Annotated in this window: 15 protein-coding genes; 11 read left to right on the top strand and 4 right to left on the bottom strand. The window is 30.1% G+C overall.

From position 1 onward, the window contains the following. The 6 genes from ACVC3Y_RS13895 to ACVC3Y_RS13870 all read left to right on the top strand — a co-directional run bounded on the left by ACVC3Y_RS13895 (position 1) and on the right by ACVC3Y_RS13870 (position 7406). On the top strand, positions 1 to 1788 hold the full coding sequence (locus ACVC3Y_RS13895) for an O-antigen ligase family protein (RefSeq protein WP_452227209.1): 1788 nt from the start codon (positions 1 to 3) through the stop codon (positions 1786 to 1788). Next, positions 1766 to 2935 (top strand): hypothetical protein, encoded by a 1170-nt coding sequence (locus ACVC3Y_RS13890; protein WP_452227208.1) that lies wholly within the window; start codon positions 1766 to 1768, stop codon positions 2933 to 2935. The genes ACVC3Y_RS13895 and ACVC3Y_RS13890 overlap by 23 nt, the downstream gene beginning before the upstream one ends. Then, positions 2925 to 3665, top strand: a complete 741-nt coding sequence (locus ACVC3Y_RS13885; RefSeq protein WP_303421515.1) for a WecB/TagA/CpsF family glycosyltransferase — start codon at positions 2925 to 2927, stop codon at positions 3663 to 3665. Before ACVC3Y_RS13890 ends, ACVC3Y_RS13885 begins: the two co-directional genes overlap by 11 nt. 77 nt (positions 3666 to 3742) lie before the next feature. Beyond that, positions 3743 to 5047: a UDP-glucose dehydrogenase family protein gene (locus tag ACVC3Y_RS13880; protein WP_303421517.1), complete on the top strand. Its 1305-nt coding sequence runs from the start codon at positions 3743 to 3745 to the stop codon at positions 5045 to 5047. A 12-nt stretch (positions 5048 to 5059) separates the two neighbouring features. Continuing rightward, entirely contained in the window at positions 5060 to 6046 is a 987-nt protein-coding gene (locus tag ACVC3Y_RS13875) for a UDP-glucuronic acid decarboxylase family protein (protein ID WP_303421519.1), read from the top strand. Position 6047: 1 nt separating this feature from the next. Then, entirely contained in the window at positions 6048 to 7406 is a 1359-nt protein-coding gene (locus ACVC3Y_RS13870) for an exopolysaccharide biosynthesis polyprenyl glycosylphosphotransferase (RefSeq protein WP_303421521.1), read from the top strand. Here ACVC3Y_RS13870 and ACVC3Y_RS13865 read toward each other — a convergent pair. Continuing rightward, a complete protein-coding gene (locus tag ACVC3Y_RS13865) occupies positions 7403 to 8566 on the bottom strand; it encodes a glycosyltransferase family 4 protein (protein WP_452227207.1) in 1164 nt (387 codons plus the stop codon). The genes ACVC3Y_RS13870 and ACVC3Y_RS13865 overlap by 4 nt on opposite strands. A 131-nt stretch (positions 8567 to 8697) precedes the next feature. Then, entirely contained in the window at positions 8698 to 10008 is a 1311-nt protein-coding gene (locus ACVC3Y_RS13860; RefSeq protein ID WP_303421525.1) for a phenylacetate--CoA ligase family protein, read from the bottom strand. A gap of 84 nt (positions 10009 to 10092) precedes the next feature. On the opposite strand from ACVC3Y_RS13860, the gene purD reads away from it, so the two are divergent. After that, complete coding sequence (gene purD, locus ACVC3Y_RS13855; RefSeq protein ID WP_303421527.1) at positions 10093 to 11364, top strand: phosphoribosylamine--glycine ligase; 1272 nt, start codon at positions 10093 to 10095, stop codon at positions 11362 to 11364. A 3-nt stretch (positions 11365 to 11367) separates the two neighbouring features. Here the strand turns inward: purD and ACVC3Y_RS13850 are convergent, their stop codons facing one another. Next, on the bottom strand, positions 11368 to 11595 hold the full coding sequence (locus tag ACVC3Y_RS13850) for a DUF6341 family protein (RefSeq protein WP_303421529.1): 228 nt from the start codon (positions 11593 to 11595) through the stop codon (positions 11368 to 11370). 47 nt (positions 11596 to 11642) lie between these two features. Here ACVC3Y_RS13850 and ACVC3Y_RS13845 point away from each other — a divergent pair, with 47 nt between their 5' ends. After that, entirely contained in the window at positions 11643 to 12584 is a 942-nt protein-coding gene (locus ACVC3Y_RS13845; RefSeq protein WP_303421531.1) for a DUF6427 family protein, read from the top strand. On the opposite strand, the gene upp is transcribed toward ACVC3Y_RS13845, so the two are convergent. Then, positions 12555 to 13214: a uracil phosphoribosyltransferase gene (upp, locus tag ACVC3Y_RS13840; protein WP_303421533.1), complete on the bottom strand. Its 660-nt coding sequence runs from the start codon at positions 13212 to 13214 to the stop codon at positions 12555 to 12557. The genes ACVC3Y_RS13845 and upp overlap by 30 nt on opposite strands. A gap of 210 nt (positions 13215 to 13424) precedes the next feature. Here upp and ACVC3Y_RS13835 point away from each other — a divergent pair, with 210 nt between their 5' ends. From ACVC3Y_RS13835 to ACVC3Y_RS13825, 3 genes are all read left to right on the top strand, one after another. Next, positions 13425 to 16145: an SdrD B-like domain-containing protein gene (locus ACVC3Y_RS13835; RefSeq protein WP_303421534.1), complete on the top strand. Its 2721-nt coding sequence runs from the start codon at positions 13425 to 13427 to the stop codon at positions 16143 to 16145. 88 nt (positions 16146 to 16233) lie between these two features. Continuing rightward, a complete protein-coding gene (locus tag ACVC3Y_RS13830; RefSeq protein WP_452227206.1) occupies positions 16234 to 16842 on the top strand; it encodes a DUF4254 domain-containing protein in 609 nt (202 codons plus the stop codon). A 56-nt stretch (positions 16843 to 16898) separates the two neighbouring features. Then, on the top strand, positions 16899 to 17909 hold the full coding sequence (locus ACVC3Y_RS13825; RefSeq protein ID WP_452227205.1) for a glycosyltransferase family 9 protein: 1011 nt from the start codon (positions 16899 to 16901) through the stop codon (positions 17907 to 17909). The last annotated feature ends 18 nt before the right edge of the window (positions 17910 to 17927 follow it).

Below are 17927 nucleotides of genomic sequence, written 5' to 3'. Positions count from 1 at the left end.
ATGAAAAAACAAAGTGTGTTTTTTAGTAAAAAAAAGCAATTACTGCTACAAGGCGGTTTCGTCTTATTACTTCTTAACCTTTTATACTTCGCTTTCTTTTTTCAAAGAGAACATAAACCATTTTCAATTCAAACTAATTTAACTGTTTCTAGTCCTACAACAGTATGGTATGTTTATAAAAACAAGTATTCTGAAGAACGTTTTTTTTCTGATAGAATACAGTTACAGCCAAATACAGAGCATGACTTTGATTTTGATATTCCTACAAAGGATCAAATTGATTATATAGGTTTGTTTTGGGTAGCCAAAGAAAAGTCTTCTATTAAAATAGCTTCGTATGATTATACGATTAGCGGAAAAACGTACAGTAGTAAGAATAATAGAAGCATTATTCACTATACTAGCAATGGTAGTTTGATTACTACTAAAAAACAAGGCGTGAGTGTGCAGTCTACAACTAGCAAGCGTAACTGGATAATGTTAAATGACACCACCATTTTAAATGACAAACGAGATTATAAAAAGCATAGCCTAATTCCGTTAGTAGCTAACGGAATATTAGCAAGCCTTTTATTTGTTCTTTTTCTCGCTTTCAAAAATAAAATTCCCCCATTATATCCTGTAAAAAACATAAAAATAAACATAAAAAATATAAAGCTTTTTTTGTTAATCGTATGGGCATTTATATTACCCTTCTGGGTTATTATTTCGCATACATTACTAGTTACATTAGCTCTTATTACCTTGTTTGAAAGTTGTAGAGAAAATCAATTTCCAAAACTTATTAAATATTTAAAAGGAAATGTTTTTTTAATAGCACTTTTTGTTTGGATTGTTATTTCGTCTATAATGTCTAGTACGAGCGCACAAGTAATGGATAGTCTCTTAGATTATTCGTACCTGTTACTAATGCCTTTGGTTTTTTTTAATATCAAAAAAAATCAAATGGAAAAAATTGCTCTTTCTTTTCAAAAAGGACTGTTAATATACTTTTGCTTACTATTAGTATATGCAATTAGTAATTTTTTAACTCAGAACACGGACTATGGTTTTATTCCGTTTTTAGAATTAAAATTAGAACAGTTTTGGCATACTAGTTATTTTAGCTTTCTTATTTTAATTGTATTTATTTTTAAAATTAAAACACCTTTAAAAAATAATGGGTTTTTAATTGTGTTTTACTTTTCGGCGCTAGTATTTATGTATTTAATGCACGCAAGACTACCGTTAATAGTAGGCTTGTTACTTTTGGTTTTTAGAATGTATGCCTACGCTAATACGGCCAAATTACGTGCTTTATATTTGCTGGTTGTTGGTTGTTTTTCAATAGGTTTGGTTGTTTTTTTTCTTACTAAAGCACCCATACAAAATAATAGTGATATTGGAGATGTTAATAGCTTGGATGCAAGACTATCAATTTGGGAGGCCAGTTTTAAAGAAATAAAAAACAATTTTGTTTTTGGAGTAGGTAGTAATAATACAAGAGACGCAATCTCTAATTCAATACAAGATAATGTAAACACAAAATTTAGAAGCTATAATAGTCATAATCAATTTATAGAACTTTTTTTAGCGCATGGTTTCCCTGCTTTTTTATTGTTTATATTCGCTTTATATAAACTGTTTATGGCCAAAAACATGTACGTAAAATGTTTTGTTTTTGTTTGTGTTGTTCTATTTTTAGTTGAGTCTTATATGCAACGACAAGCTGGTCTTGTTCTATTTGCTTTTTGGTATTGCTATTTTTTTAACCTTGCACGAAATGATGAAAAAGCTTACACAAGCTAAAAATATTAATTGGATTATAGTGCTTTTGGTAACTTTCTTTGTTTCTGAAGCAATTTATAAATACTTAATAGACCTCCATTTAAAGGAGTATAGAATTGCTGGTGTAATTAAATTTATAGCACAAATAGGCATGGGTTTTATTATTCTAAAGGAATATAAAAAGAACACCAAAAACATAGGGCTTTTAGTAATTCTAGCGATACTCTTCTTGCTAGGTCAAATTGCTATACAAGAGGATAATATATTTGTAAATATTGAGTACTTTAATAATTCTGTTTTTTTGGCTATTGTCTTGCTATTTGCAAATACCTTAACCCTTTCTGAAGAACAAAAAAAACAGATATTTAAATGGTTTGAAATTGTAATAATCGTAAACTCTATTGCGGTTATTGTTGGTTTTGTTTTTTCTATTACGTTTTTTGAAACCTATCAAGCAGATCGGTTTGGTTACAGCGGCTTTTTAATAAAATCAAGTTACGCTAGTTATTTTTATTTAATAGGCGTATTTTATTATACACATCAAGCTTTTATTTTAAATAAAAGCAAAAAACTTTTGTTTTTGTTAGTTGCTTTTTCTGCGATCATTGTTGGTACAAAAGCAGCTGTTTTATCTTTGTTATTATGTGTGTTGTTTATTGTTTTTAAAAGAAAACTACTCTTAAATAAGGTGTTTGTTTTAATCATTTTCGCTGCGTTAATATTGGCTGTTATTTTTAATAAAAAAATCTTGTTTTTTTTTACACCTTATATCGATGTGTTTTTGCCAATAATTGAGCAATATGGGATTTTAACTGCGCTTTTTTCTTATCGAGATCTAATTTTAGAAGAGCATTTAATTCCTTTTATTCAATCCGATTGGACCCTTATTAACTATCTTTTTGGTGGTATCGGTAGCATTTTAATAAAAAGTGGTTTAGACTTTATTGATGTTTTCTACTTTTTTGGAATAATTGGTGGTGCTTTATATGTATACATACTATATCGCGTTTTGTATATTTATAATGTTTCAAAAGATTACATTTGTTTTATTTTATTTATTTGTATTGTTATGTCGTTAGCGGGCAATTTTTTTTATAACAGTTCGGTCGCTATTTTAATGTGCATAATGAAACTATATTTCCAATCCACAAAAGAGCATGAAAGTTAACATTTTAAACACACAAATAGATAATTACACAATGCAAGAAACTCTTGCAAAGATTGAGAAATCAATTCATGAGAATAAGAGTATTCATCATGTAGTTGTTAATGCTGGAAAAATAGTATCCATGCAAGACGATTTAGAATTGCGTAAAAGTGTAAATGAGAGTGATTTAATAAATGCAGATGGACAAGCAGTTGTTTGGGCTTCCAAAATACTAGGAAAACCTTTAAAAGAGCGTGTAGCAGGAATAGATTTAATGTCGAATCTTGTTGGATTAGCACATAAAAAAGGCCATAAAATTTTCTTCTTTGGTGCTAAAGAAGATATCGTTAAGAAAGTAGTGGACACTTATGCTAAACAATATTCTCCAAACATTATTGCAGGGTATAGAAATGGCTACTTTAAAAAAGAAGAAGAACAAAAAATAGCAACCCAAATAGCTAATAGTGGCGCTAATATTTTATTTGTAGCGATTAGTTCGCCAACTAAAGAGAATTTTTTATTTCAAAATAAAGAGATCTTAAGTAAAGTAAACTTTATTATGGGAGTTGGAGGTAGTTTTGATGTGGTTTCTGGCTTAGTTAAACGAGCACCAATTTGGATGCAAAATGCTGGTTTAGAGTGGTTTTATAGGTTTGCGCAAGAGCCAAAACGTATGTGGAAGAGGTACTTAATTGGAAACTCTAAATTTATTTTGTTGGTGTTAAAAGAAAGATTTAAAAGTAAAAAATAAGCTCTAAAAAGACAATCTAAAAATAACCACAATAAATTCTAATAACTTTCTTACTTTTGTTTACATAAAAGCAATTTATGAAAATATCAGTTATAGGTACAGGTTATGTTGGTTTAGTAACAGGAACGTGTTTAGCAGAAACAGGAAACGAAGTTCTTTGTATAGACATAAATGAAGAAAAAGTAAAACTAATGCAAAACGGTGAGGTGCCAATCTACGAACCACACTTAGATGTTTTATTTGAAAGAAATATAAAAGCAAACAGACTTCGCTTTTCAACCTCTTTAAAAGAAGGTTTAGAGCATGGCGAAATTATTTTTCTTGCCTTACCAACGCCAGAAGATGAAGATGGTTCAGCAGACTTATCCTACGTCTTAGGAGCAGCAAAAGATATTGGTAAATTAATTACAGACTATAAAGTAATTGTAGATAAAAGTACAGTGCCTGTTGGTACTGCAGATAGAGTAAAAGAAACAATAGCAAAAGAAACATCTGTTGATTTTGATGTGGTTTCTAATCCAGAATTTTTAAGAGAAGGGTTTGCTGTAGACGACTTTTTAAAACCAGAAAGAATTGTAGTAGGTTCAAGTTCAGACAGGGCAACAGCTTTAATGCAAAAGCTATACAAACCATTTGTAAGGTCTGGAAATCCAATTATTATAATGGACGAAAAGTCGGCTGAGCTCACCAAATATGCAGCCAATTCTTTTTTAGCAACCAAAATTACCTTTATGAATGAAATTGCTAACTTTTGCGAAAAAGTTGGTGCAGATGTTGATAAGGTAAGAGCCGGAATGGGAACCGATTCTCGTATTGGTAAACGTTTCCTTTTTCCAGGAATAGGGTATGGAGGTTCTTGCTTTCCTAAAGACGTAAAAGCTTTACATAAATCAGGTAAAGATAACGGTTATGACTTCGATATATTGAATGCCGTTATTAAAGTAAATGATATTCAGAAAAAAATATTAATACCTAGAATTCTTTCCCATTTTGATAACGATTTAAAAGGAAAGAAAATAGGAATTTGGGGATTAGCATTTAAACCCGAAACAGATGATATTCGTGAAGCACCTTCCTTATACATGATTGAAGAATTACTAAAGCACGATGTCGTGTTAAATGTTTTTGATCCTGAAGCTATGCCAAACGTTAAAAGAAAGTTTGGTGATCAATTACATTATGCTTCTAATATGTATGAAACAATAAAAGATGTAGATGCTTTGATAATTTGTACAGAATGGAGTATATTTAGAACACCAGATTTTAATAAACTTAAACAAAACATGATAGAACCTGTTATTTTTGATGGTAGAAACCTATATGATGTAGATGATATTAAAGCAGAAGGGTTTAAATATAGTTCAATAGGTAGAAAATCATAACAACTAACCATCATGAAAAAAGTACTTATAACAGGAGCAGCAGGTTTTTTAGGTTCGCATTTATGTGACAGATTTATAGCTGAAGGTTTTTATGTTATAGGTATGGATAACTTTATAACTGGAGATAAAAAAAATATTTCACATTTAGAGAACAATGCTAATTTCGAGTTTATTAAACATGATGTAACAGAGTTTATTAGCATTGAAGGAGATTTAGATTATGTATTGCATTTTGCATCACCTGCAAGTCCTATAGACTATTTAAAAATACCTATTCAGACCTTAAAAGTAGGCTCGTTAGGTACACACAACTTATTAGGTTTAGCCAAAGCTAAAAATGCAAGGTTGCTAATTGCATCGACTTCCGAAGTATATGGAGATCCTTTAGTTCATCCTCAAACAGAAAGTTATTACGGTAATGTAAACACCATTGGACCTAGAGGTGTTTATGACGAAGCAAAACGTTTTCAAGAATCTATAACGATGGCATATCATAGATTTCATGGTGTAGAGACGCGCATTGTTCGTATTTTTAATACCTATGGGCCAAGAATGAGGTTAAATGACGGTAGAGTTATTCCTGCATTTATGGGGCAAGCACTAAGAGGAGAAGATTTAACTGTTTTTGGCGATGGTATGCAAACACGGTCTTTTTGTTATGTAGACGACCAAGTAGAAGGCATTTTTAGATTAATGTTTAGTGATTATGCAAACCCGGTAAATATTGGCAACCCGAACGAAATTACAATTAAAGACTTTGCTGAAGAAATTATTAAACTAACCAATACCTCTCAAAAAATAATTTATAAAGAATTACCAGTAGACGATCCACTACAAAGGCAACCAGATATAACTTTAGCAAAAAAATTATTAGGTTGGCAACCCAAAGTTGAACGCGAAGAAGGTATGCTTAAAACATTTAATTATTTTAAATCTTTATCCGACGAAGATTTATATAAAAGTGAGCATAAAGATTTTTCTAAACACATAAAAAAATAAATTGAGCACATTTAAGCAAGGAAGATATTCAGTCTATTTAAGACCAATTTCATATTTAATAGATTTAACTATAATAAATAGTTTGGCAATACTTTATTTTTTTAAAAGTGTTGATCCAGCAATCTTTGTTTTAACTATATCTATTTCATGGATTATTATTTCTACACTTTCTAAGTTTTATGGTGTTTTTAGATATACTCGTGAAGTAGCAATTATGACACTTGTTTTTAGGCAAATGGCTCTTTTTACACTTGTTATTTTTGCGTTTTCTGGCTTTTATTACGAATTAGATATTCTTCCAAAAACAATTTTTAAATACATTGTTAGTGTTTTTGCTCTTGTAACGCTATTTAAATTTACCTTATATTATTTATTACAAAGGTATCGAGTTTCTTTTGGTGGAAATTATAGAGTTACTGCTATTTTAGGTAAAAACAAACAAACGCTTGCTCTAGAAAAATTTTTTAACGATAAACCAGAATACGGTTATTCGCATACCAAAACCTTTAGTTTTAAAAATATTACTGAAGTAGATTTACAAGCATGTTTTGCCTTTTTAAAAGAGGAAAACGTAGATGAAATTTACTGTTCTTTATCGCAACTTACCAACAGCCAATTAAGTAAGGTTATAGACTTTGCAGATAATAACCTTAAGATATTAAAGTTTTTACCAGATAATAAAGATATATACTCTAAAAAATTAAAGTACGAATATTATAATTACACCCCTATTTTATCGTTTCGTAATATACCTTTAGAAGATTCTGTAAACCAGTTTCTTAAAAGAATATTCGATATTGTATTTTCATCTGCAGTTATTATTCTTTTACTATCCTGGTTAACTCCAATTATTGCAATACTAATATTATTAGAATCTAGAGGGCCAATTTTCTTTAAACAGTCTCGAAACGGTTTTAATTATAAAGAATTTGATTGTTATAAGTTTAGATCTATGACGCCAAATAAAAATGCAAACTTACACCAAGCAACAAGAGGGGACCAACGTGTTACTAAAATAGGTAAGTTTATTCGTAAAACTAGTATCGATGAGTTACCTCAGTTTTTTAATGTATTGTTTGGAGACATGTCGGTTGTAGGACCAAGACCACATATGGTAAGTCACACCAATATGTATGCAAAACGAATAGATAAATTTATGGTAAGACACTTTGTCAAACCTGGAATTACAGGATTAGCACAAGTAAGTGGTTTTAGAGGCGAAATAGAAACCGATAAAGATATAATTAATCGAGTAAAACTAGATATCTTTTATATTGAGAACTGGTCTCTATTATTAGATCTTAAGATTGTTACCCAAACATTCATGAATGTTGTTAACGGAGAAGATAAAGCATACTAGAGTGCGCTAGAAAGCTTTATAAGTTGTGCTTCTAAATTAAAAGCTATTGTTGCGGTTTCTTTTATTTTCTGTTTTGTAGCAAAGGTAATTTCCGAAACATCTATAGATGCAATTACAGTATTTAAATCTTCATAGTTTGAAGCAGTAGCAATCCAACCAAGTTTATTGTTTTTTACAATAGTTTCTCCTTCTCCACCTCCAAAATACAAAATTGGTAAGCCAAGTTTTGCATATTCATATATTTTTGAAGGTACCGAACCATATATTCTATTTAACAAAGGAATAATAGCTACATCATATCCTAAAAGGACTTTGTGTAATGCTTTGCGCGTTACTCTTCCATGAAAATATATAGGAAGTTCAGGGTGCTCTACTAAAAAGCCTTCTATACGCTTCTGTTCGGCTCCTGAGCCATAAATATGTAATTCAATATTGTTATACTCTAACGCTGTACAAAGTTTATAAACACCTTGAGCAACTCCTAAAAGTCCAGCGTAAACTAGTTTTATTTTTTCTTCGGAAGGCTCTCTAGCTTCTATTTCTGGAGCTTCAAAATCTGGATAATTTCTATATAAAAACACTTCTTTTTTAGGGAAAATAGAATGAATATGTGTTCGTATCTCTTCACTTTGCCCTAAAATTAAATCTGCTTTGTTATAATTAAATCGTTCAATTTTTTCCAGCATTTTATAACTAAAATTCTTTTTTAAAGCACCAAGCTCTAATCCTGCAATTGGCCATAAATCACTTACATTTAAGATGAGTTTTCTTTTTTTAGAACGCAAAAAAAACATTGCAGTAAATGCAACTAGCAAAGGAGGAGACTGTACAATTACCGTTTTGGGTACCTTGTTAAAAATAAAAAACCAAACTAAACTAAAGCTATAGGAAAGCATTGCTATTAAACGCAAAAATTTGTTTTTAGAAACTGTTGCATAAATCCATAATCGATGTATTATTATGTTTTTTTCAATACTAGTATGCTTAAACTTCTTTTGGTAATCTTCAAATATTTTCCCGGTTGGATAATTAGGTAGAGGTGTAATAACGGATACTTTAAAATTACGTTGCTGCAAACCTTCCGCTAAATGAAAAATTCGATTTGAAGCTGCTCCAATTTCTGGAGGAAAGTAACTAGTTATAATTAAAATATCTTTCATTTCAATTTATATATTTCAAAAAAAACAATTAGAAAATTAAAAGGAAAGCTAGCTAAAAAGTTTAGATCAAGTTGGGTTTTACAATGCATACCCCTTCGTTTTGTTAGCCTTTTAATATTAATTAATTTCATTTAAGTTAGTAAAGATATAAACTGTTTCAACTTTCCGCTTTTGGATCGTTCTATTTTCGTTTGCTTTTCAAAGATAATAGTCAAGCCTTTTTCTAAATAATTTTCAATTTCAATTTTTATATTCTCTTTTTTTTCTTCCGAAATAACTTCCGAGCTAACGTAAATAATTTTAAATTCATTTAGTTTAAGTTGCTCAATAATAAACTCTTTAATCTTTCCATTATCTTCAATTATACTTTTAGTAATGTAGTAAAAAGTTAACCCAGCAGCTTTTTTACCGCTTGGTAAAATAACGATATCATTAGTTCTGCCAATAAGTTTTTTAAGTATAGGTTTTTGTAAAGTACTGTTTTTACTTAGTATTCCAACATCACCAATATCATATCGTATAAAGGGATGTGCTTTATTGTAAAGCGATGTAATTACAATTCTACCTTCCTTTTCAAATGGTAAAATATTATCTTTTGCATCTAGAATTTCAACAAAAAGCGTTTCGCTATTTAATTGCCAAATATCTTCAGGGTTTTGAAAAGCAATTAAGTCAAGTTCGGATGCTCCATATTCATTAATTACCGGAATGTTAAATTGTTTTTCAAGTAGCTTTTTATCGTCTTCAAAAAGCATTTCCGAAGTTATAACACATGCTTTTAATGTAGGACAAACATTCTTTAAAACAACATTTTTTCTTTCCAAAAACTTTGCAAATTGCACAATAGCGCTTGTGTAACCATTGATATAATCAAATTCTGTTCGCTTAAATTTCACCAAACATTTTGCAAAAGCAGCATCACTTAAATCGAAAACCGAAAACCGATAACGACTACTTAAAAAGTCTTTTAATCGCTCTTTATAATAGTTTTTTTTGTCTAATGGAATACCATAAAATCGTGCCTGTTTTGAAGAATTAAAATCTAAACTAAACCAACCAAATCTATTTTGTATTATAGCCCAAGTTAAAGCATGACAAAATTTGTCTTTAGCGAAAACAAAAGGGTCTCCAGAGGAACCTGAAGTTTTGTTTACATATACATTTTTTGTAGTAAACCCTTCCGAAAGTCTTTGGTCGAGAGGTTTTTGTAAATCGCTTTTAGTTAGTACTGGAATACTTTTCCAGTCTGTAATAGTAGCATTTTTAGCTATTTGCTGATAAAACGAATTGTTTTGAAGGTGATAATTAAAAATATCCTTTTTTTTCTGAAGGATATAATCTTCAAAATCTGCTTCATTTTTTCCTTGAATCATTTCCAAAGTACGCTTAGCTTTCTTAATAGGAAAGCCATTTAGTTTTAAAGAAAGATTAAACAAATTCAAACAATAAGATATTTTTGTAAAGTAAATAAAAAATATTCGTGTTTTCGGCGCATTAGTTTTATTTTTGAGCAAACAAAATACAACATGACTATTTTAATTCTTGGTTCTGGTGGAAGAGAACATACTTTTGCTTGGAAAATCGCTCAAAGCCCTTTGTGTAAAAATATTTACGTTGCTCCAGGTAACTCTGGAACAGCAGCAATTGCTACAAATGTAGATCTAAGTGTAACCGATTTTCAATCTATTAAAACCTTGGTTTTAGAAAAAGAGATTGATATGGTTGTAGTTGGCCCAGAAGACCCACTAGTTTTAGGGGTTCATGATTTCTTTTTACAAGATGAAGCATTAAAACACGTTGCGGTTATTGGCCCAGAAAAAGCAGCAGCAGAATTAGAAGGTAGTAAAGAATTTGCTAAAGAGTTTTTATACAGACACAATATCCCAACTGCAGCGTATCAAAGTTTTAATGCAAATAACGTAGAAGAAGGTTATGCGTTTTTAGAAACTTTAAAGGCACCTTATGTTTTAAAAGCGGATGGGTTGGCAGCAGGTAAAGGGGTGTTAATTTTAAATGATTTAGACCAAGCGAAAGCAGAATTAAAAAGTATGCTATTAGATGCTAAGTTTGGTGAAGCAAGTAACAAAGTTGTTATTGAAGAGTTCTTAGACGGCATAGAATTAAGCTGTTTTGTTTTAAGTGATGGGAAAAATTACAAAATTTTACCAACAGCAAAAGATTACAAACGAATTGGTGAAGGAGATACTGGGTTAAATACAGGAGGAATGGGAGCAATTTCTCCAGTACCTTTTGCTACAAAAGAGTTTTTAAATAAAATTGAAGAGCGCATTGTAAAACCAACGATATCTGGTTTACAAAAGGATAATTTACCATATAAGGGTTTCATTTTCATTGGTTTAATAAAAGTTGGGGACGACCCTAAGGTTATCGAATATAATGTAAGAATGGGAGATCCAGAGACCGAAGTGGTTTTGCCAAGACTTAAAAATGATTTAGTGGAAATCTTTCAAGCAATAGCAAACCAAACTTTAGATGCCATAGAAATTGAGATAGACCAACGTGCAGCAACAACGGTGATGTTAGTTTCTGGAGGTTATCCAGAAGGATATCAAAAAGGAAAAGAAATTACAGGTGTAGAAAATATTAAAGAGTCTATAGCTTTTCATGCAGGATCAAAACTTAAAGACGGTAAAATAGTTACTTCTGGTGGACGCGTAATGGCAATTACAAGTTATGGAAATACCTACCAAGAAGCCATAAAAAAATCTTATCAAAGCATAGAAAAACTACATTTTGATAAGATGAATTATCGTAAAGATATTGGTTTTGACCTGTAATTCTTATAAATAAGAATGAGAGGTAACACTTTTATCTTCTTCATTGTTTTTATCAAATGTTCTTAATTGAAGCATCCAGTAAACCATTGCTACAAATCCAATAAGAATAAAAATCCAAGAAATAATGTTTGCTGCAAACCAGTTTTCAAGTTCTAATTTTTTAATTGCATCTAATGGTGCAAATAAAACATTAACAAATAAGTCTTGTATAGCGTAAAAGAAATCTTTCATAATAGTAATAATAGTATATTTACAAAGCAAAAATACAAAAAGAGTTAATGATTACAAGTATTTTTAGTAAATCTAAGCCAATAAATTTTTTAATAGTTTTTGTAATTACTGCTTTAGCATTTTTAAGTGTTAAATTAAAGTATGTACAAGAAGCTGTTACCACAGTGTTTATTATACAACAAGTGGGCGTTTTTATGGTTCTTTATTTTTCTGTTTTATTATTAAACTTTATTGTAACAAAAAATGAATTAACACTTAAAAGTAATTTAGAAATAATATTATTTAGTCTTTTTGTACTACTCTTGCCAGAATCTTTAATAAGTTCTAAAGTTATTTTGGCTAATTTTTTTGTTCTTTTTGCTTTAAGACGTTTAATTAGCCTGCGAACCAAAAAAAATATTAAAAGTAAACTGTTTGATGCTGCTTTTTGTATTACTCTAGCTTCTTTCTTTTATTTTTGGTCGATTTTATTTCTTGTTTTAATCCCTTTCGTTTTATTGTTTCATTCTAGTAACAACATAAAGCATTGGTTGGTCCCTTTTTTAGGTATTGCCATCGTTTTATTATTAGCTGTAAGTGCTTCTATATTATTTAATAATACATTTTTAGGTTTCTTTACTAGTAATATTAAAATAAGTTTAAACTTTAATAGCTACAATTCACTTCAGTTTTTAGTAGCTTTAACTTTACTATTTTCTTTTGGTTTTTGGTCTGTTTTCTACTATTTAAAGAATTTAAGAAAGAAAGTGAGAACGATACGACCAGCATTTAAAACAATTTTTACAGCGCTATTACTTGCCTTTATATTATTTGTTATTGCTCCAAGTAAAAACGGAAGTGAACTTTTATTTTTATTTACACCTTTAACCATAATAATTACTAATTATATTGAAATTATTAAAGAAAAATGGTTTAAGGAGGTCTTTTTTAGTATATTATTAGTTGTACCATTTATATTATTAATGCTGCACTTTTTTGCCAAAAGCTAAATCTCCAGCATCCCCTAATCCAGGAACTATATAACCTTTATCACTTAACTCTGGATCAATTGTTGCGATCCATAAACTCGTTTCTTCACTAAAATTTTTGTTTATAAAATCTACACCTTCTTGCGCACCAATTACACTTACTAAGTGTACGTTTTTTGGTTTTCCAAATGGTTTTAAAGCTTCAAAAGTAGCAAGCATCGATTGTCCAGTTGCTAACATCGGGTCTGCTAGAATAAGTGTTTTGTTTTCTAAACTTGGACAAGCTAAATACTCAACAATAATTTCAAAACTATCTGGGTCATCTTTATGATGTCTATATGCTGAAATAAAAGCGTTTTCAGCTGCATCAAAATAATTTAATAAACCATTATGTAATGGTACTCCAGCCCTTAAAATAGAACACAATACAATATCATTATTCATTACGTTTATTTTGCAATTCCCTAAAGGGGTTTCTATTGTTGAGGCGTTATATTGTAGAGACTTACTCATTTCATAACCCAATATTTCACCAATACGCTCGATGTTTCTTCTAAAACGCATACTGTCTTTCTGAATTTTCACATCTCTTATTTCAGAAACAAATGAATTTAAAATAGAATTTTCTTTTGCTAGATTGTATATTTTCATGGCATAAAAATAAGCATAAAAAAAATATAAAATTTAAGGATTTTATCGACTTTTTATGAGTTTAGTCTAAAAAATATGCAATTCTTTAAATTATCTTAAAATAGTGGTAATTTGTAGTATATTTATGCTCCCCATTACAAAAATCTATCCGAAATTTCTTACCTGTTTTATGTTATAGTTTGCTATAATTTAAACATAAAACTAATTAACATGAAATTAAAAATTACAATTCTAGCCTTTCTGGCTTTTACTTTTGGTTTTCATAAAATGGAAGCTAATGCACCTTTAAGTATTGAAGGTGAAGCAGCAAGTGTTATGATGACCACAAATGACAATTCATTGATTGTGTCTGCTGGATGTCATATTTATACAGTAAATATGGAAAGCTATCAAGCAACTTTGCTAACTTCTTCCCCTTATGTATCTGAGATTAACTCCTTAGCTGTTGATGCAAGCACAGGGTGGATTTTTTACGTAAGCAACCAAGCTTCCAGATACAATTGGACCGTTTATGGTTACAATGTATATACAAATACACACAAATCTTTTGGGGATATTCGATCGTATTTTACAGCAACAGGACACGCATATTCATCTAGAGGTTTAGGTTCTGGTGGTGCAACTTTTTATAATGGCAAACTTTATTTTGCTATGGAGTATCCAACAAATTGTTATAACTACAGAACTTCAAGTGGTGTAGTAAATGTAAAAGACGAACTAAAAAGAGAACTAGAAGGCGTTAAGATAAATAAAGGTTCGCTTATAAATACTTCTGCCGAAACAAACACTGGTAGATCAACTACTGGAGATATTTTACCTAGTTATAATAGTAATGAAACGATAAGAAATGATAAAAAAGAAGATAATTCTAACATACGGGATTATGAGTCTGAATCTAGTTTGTTAGGTAACACAAATTCTTTAAGTGGTTCTAGTGAAAGTAGTAATGAGAGATATGGTTATAGCTCTTATAATAATAGAATTTATTTATTAGAAGTGTGTTTTAATAATCTTTCAGATTTTAGTGGAGATTCATCTTCCATATCAAATGCAAGCCCTAAATATGATAATAATGGCCATTCTAGCTTTCTATACAAAGGGGAACTTGGTGATATTGCAGCAAGTGACGAAGGAGAAATTTATGCAGTAACAACATATCAAATACAACATTTCGATTTTGACACAAATACTTTTTGCTGGGCAAATAACGAAGATGTGTATGCACAAATAGCAAAAGATAAAAACAGTAATTTACATTTGCTTAAAAATATCAAGACTTGTTCTCATAGTGGGTCTTGTTATACTAGTTGTACTAGAAAAAGTTATGTACAAAGCTATACACAGCCAAATCAATTACAAACCTATAATAATATTCAATTAGGTAGTTTGATTGAAATTCAAGGTTTATCTTCAGAAGACAGAGGTAAAATTACTGACGCAGCAGATTATTTAAATTTAGTTGTTGATGTGGAAGTTTCTTATAATTTAGAAGGAACTGTTTTTGATGATGATAACCAAAACGGAAGCCAAGAAACAGAAGAAGCTAATTTAGAGGACATAAGAGTAACATTATATGCAGACAGCAATAATGATGGTATTTTAGATGATAATGATGTGCAATTAGATATTACATCTACAGACGAAAACGGTTATTACAACTTTACAGATATTAGTGAAGAAGATATATTGGTGGTTGTAACAGTACCAGAAGATACAGAAGAAATTACTTATACTTCAACTACAGATGACGTGATTGTAATTACTTCTACCGAAGATGTTACTGGAGTTGATTTTGGTATTGATGAAACCTTCATTATTAGCTATTACATTGAAGGAGTTGTATTTGATGATGATAACAGTAGCGCTACTTACGACGATGGTGAAGCATATTTAAATAACATCCCTGTTGTTTTATATGCAGACACTAACAATAATGGAGTGCTAGATGCGGATGATCTAAAATTAGAAATAACTACTTCCGATGAAAATGGATACTATAGTTTTACTAATGTAAGCCATGAAAATGTGTTTGTAGTTGTAGTTACACCTGAAGATTCAAATGATAACTTATACACATTAACAACAGAAGAAATAGTTACTATTAGCTCTACCGAAGATGTTACAGGAGTTGATTTTGGGATTAACGAAGAAATAGTAGAGAGATTTAATATTTCTGGAGTTGTTTGGGATGATAACAATAGGGATGGTGTAAAAGACCCATCAGAAACACCTTTACCAAATATTATTGTTAACTTATTTAATGATGTAAATGGTAATGGAATTTTAGATTCTGGAGATGAATATCTAGAAACTAAGTTTACATCATTTGCAAACCCTAATTATTCCTTTAACGATGTTACTCCTGGTAATAAAATTGTATATGCAATAACACCGCAAAACAATCCTCCATTTCTATGGTTCTTTACTACTTTTGATTTAGATAATGGAACGCAAAATCCAGACGGTATTTATGCGTTTGATTTGCAGGAAACTACCGAAAATGTTGATTTTGGAATAGACAGATTATCGGGTAACTCTAAAGTTGCTGCCGAGGAAGAAGATCAAACAAAAGAAAAATCTGAAGATCCTTTAAATAATAATGAAGCAGTTGTTCAAAATCCAGAAGTAAGAGCGTTTGCTCAAGTTGAACAAGATTTAGATGCAGAATCATTAGAATTATTTAATGGTATAAAATTATATCCAAATCCTTCAACGAAATTCATTATTGTAAAATCGGATTTACTAGATGAGAATACAGTCGTTAATATTTACAGTATAACAGGTAAGTTAATTATGACAAAAGATTATAGTGAAGAGTCTAGTTTAAGTGAAGTAAAGTTTAATTTAGACAAGCTAAGTGCTGGTTTATATCTAGCAAAAATTTCAACTGGTAATAATAAAACAATAGTTAAAAGATTTGTTAAACAATAATTAAGCTTATTTATTTGGAAACCAAAAAGCCGCTTTAAGCGGCTTTTTTGGTTCCATTAATGTATATTTGTAGTCTAATAATTAAAATATGTTTTCAGAAAAAGCGAATAAAATATTTCAAGACGTAATTAATACATATCACGTTTTAAATACTGTAGATCAACCTTTCAATAATATTTATAATAAAGAAAAGAACTTATTAGAACATTTATTATACAGAAAATGTTGGATAGATACTGTACAATGGCATTATGAAGACATTATTAGAGATCCACAAATAGATCCTGTAGCTGCATTAAAATTAAAACGCCAAATAGACGCTTCTAATCAAGATAGAACAGATATGGTAGAATATATTGATAGCTATTTTTTAGAAAAACATAAAGAAGTCTCAGTAAAAAAGAATGCTACCATTAATACAGAGAGTCCAGCTTGGGGAATTGATCGTTTATCTATTTTAGCTTTAAAAGTTTATCACATGAACGAAGAAGTTACTCGAACAAATGCTACAGATGTACATAAAGCTGCCTGCCAAAAGAAACTAGACATCTTATTAGAACAACGTGTAGACTTATCAACAGCAATTGATACCTTGTTAAATGATATTGCAAATGGCGATAAATACATGAAAGTATACAAACAAATGAAAATGTATAACGATGATGAGCTAAACCCAGTTTTACGAAACCAAAAGTAACTCGTGTTTTTCCGTTTAAGAAACCACTTTCTTAAAAAGAAATACTTATAGGTTTTATGAAAACACCAAAACATATATTAGTAATTAGGCTTTCAGCAATGGGAGATGTTGCAATGACAGTTCCTGTATTAAGCGCATTTACCCAACAGCATCCAAATGTAAAAATCACTTTCTTAACACGTGAGTTTTTTAGCCCTTTTTTTAGAGATTTAGAAAATGTTACAGTTTATTCCATAGATTTAAAAGGCAAGCATAAAGGAGTTTTCGGACTCTATAAACTTTCAAAAGAATTAAAAAAACTCCAGATAGATGCAGTTGCAGACTTGCATAATGTTTTACGAACTAAAATTTTAAAAGCCTTTTTCTTTGGAATCCCTTTTGTTCAAATAAATAAAGGTAGAGCTGAAAAAAAAGCATTAATTTCTGGGAAAGTTTTTAAACAATTAAAATCAACCCATGAAAGGTATGCTGATGTTTTTAAAGTCCTTGGATTACCTATAGATCTAACCAAGCCTACTTTTTCAGAAAAAATTAGCCTTCCAAAAAAGATGCTTTCTATAACTGGAGAAAAAACTAAAAAATGGATTGGTATTGCTCCTTTTGCAACCTATAAAAGTAAAATGTATCCTTTAGAAGCTATGCAAATAGTTATTGAAGCACTTTCCAAGAAGCACACTATTTTTCTATTTGGAGGAAAACAAGATATACCAGAGTTACAAAGGTTAGAGCGAAACTCGAATGTAATTAATTTAGCAGGCCAATTAAGTTTAAATGAAGAATTAGATGTGATTTCTAATTTAGACGTTATGTTGTCTATGGATTCAGGTAATGCACATCTAGCTGCTATGCTAGGTAAAAAAGCGGTTACTATTTGGGGTGTTACTCATCCATTTGCTGGTTTTTATCCGTTTAACCAACCTGAAAATTATGCATTATTAGCAGATAGAAAACAATATCCATTAATACCAACTTCTATTTATGGAAACAAGTTTCCTGAAGGTTATGAAAATGCCGCAAAAAGTATTTCGACACAAAAAATTATTGACTTAATAAATACTATTCTTTAAAGTTTTTAGAACTAAAAA

The organism is Lacinutrix cladophorae (genome assembly GCF_053604645.1).
The sequence above is the reverse complement of the archived record's forward strand: the minus strand, read 5'-3'. Positions and strand labels throughout refer to the sequence as shown.

Excerpts from the sequence above, each read along its gene's own strand:
- ACVC3Y_RS13845 (WP_303421531.1), top strand. The coding sequence starts at position 11,643 with ATGATTACAAGTATTTTTAGTAAATCTAAGCCAATAAATTTTTTAATA.
- ACVC3Y_RS13835 (WP_303421534.1), top strand. The coding sequence starts at position 13,425 with ATGAAATTAAAAATTACAATTCTAGCCTTTCTGGCTTTTACTTTTGGT.
- ACVC3Y_RS13865 (WP_452227207.1), bottom strand. The coding sequence starts at position 8,566 with ATGAAAGATATTTTAATTATAACTAGTTACTTTCCTCCAGAAATTGGA.
- ACVC3Y_RS13890 (WP_452227208.1), top strand. The coding sequence starts at position 1,766 with ATGAAAAAGCTTACACAAGCTAAAAATATTAATTGGATTATAGTGCTT.
- ACVC3Y_RS13895 (WP_452227209.1), top strand. The coding sequence starts at position 1 with ATGAAAAAACAAAGTGTGTTTTTTAGTAAAAAAAAGCAATTACTGCTA.
- purD (WP_303421527.1), top strand. The coding sequence starts at position 10,093 with ATGACTATTTTAATTCTTGGTTCTGGTGGAAGAGAACATACTTTTGCT.
- upp (WP_303421533.1), bottom strand. The coding sequence starts at position 13,214 with ATGAAAATATACAATCTAGCAAAAGAAAATTCTATTTTAAATTCATTT.
- ACVC3Y_RS13830 (WP_452227206.1), top strand. The coding sequence starts at position 16,234 with ATGTTTTCAGAAAAAGCGAATAAAATATTTCAAGACGTAATTAATACA.
- ACVC3Y_RS13875 (WP_303421519.1), top strand. The coding sequence starts at position 5,060 with ATGAAAAAAGTACTTATAACAGGAGCAGCAGGTTTTTTAGGTTCGCAT.
- ACVC3Y_RS13825 (WP_452227205.1), top strand. The coding sequence starts at position 16,899 with ATGAAAACACCAAAACATATATTAGTAATTAGGCTTTCAGCAATGGGA.
- ACVC3Y_RS13885 (WP_303421515.1), top strand. The coding sequence starts at position 2,925 with ATGAAAGTTAACATTTTAAACACACAAATAGATAATTACACAATGCAA.
- ACVC3Y_RS13880 (WP_303421517.1), top strand. The coding sequence starts at position 3,743 with ATGAAAATATCAGTTATAGGTACAGGTTATGTTGGTTTAGTAACAGGA.
- ACVC3Y_RS13850 (WP_303421529.1), bottom strand. The coding sequence starts at position 11,595 with ATGAAAGATTTCTTTTACGCTATACAAGACTTATTTGTTAATGTTTTA.